The sequence below is a fragment of the Vibrio sp. 10N.222.55.C6 genome, assembly GCF_041473395.1.
Taxonomy (GTDB): Bacteria; Pseudomonadota; Gammaproteobacteria; order Enterobacterales; family Vibrionaceae; genus Vibrio; species Vibrio crassostreae_C.
Genome location: NZ_JBFRSD010000686.1, coordinates 1 through 440, shown reverse-complemented (window position 1 = coordinate 440; position 440 = coordinate 1). Strand labels below are relative to the sequence as shown.

Below are 440 nucleotides of genomic sequence, written 5' to 3'. Positions count from 1 at the left end.
ACTTTGGGCTATTCAGGAACGGTATTTGAGCCTATTGATGAGTTCAAAGGTGATTTTGCTCGCGTGTATTTCTACATGGCGACACGCTATGAAAATGTGATTGGTAACTGGGAAAGCCATTCAAGCAGCTCAGACGCAGTACTAAACGGCACGAAAACGACCGTCTTTGAACCATGGATGCTGAACATGTTGAAACGTTGGCACAAAACGAACTTGTTAGCGCGAAAGCGATCAGCCGTAACCAAGCGGTGTTTGAATTCCAAGGTAACCGCAACCCGTTTGTGGATCACCCTGAATTTGTAGAGATCATTTGGGGAAACTAACCCCATTAGCTAAAGCAAATCGCCAGAAACAACACAGCCGCTATCGTCACTGTTCGGGCGGCTTTTTAATGCCGTTTTAGAGGCACAAAAAAGGGGAGGTTTTACCCTCCCCAAGCT

1 pseudogene is annotated in these 440 nt (G+C 46.4%); it reads left to right on the top strand.

Annotated features, from left to right (window positions below):
* Positions 1-323, top strand: a pseudogene (locus AB4486_RS25645) (endonuclease); the annotation flags it as partial.
* Positions 324-440 lie beyond the last annotated feature (117 nt).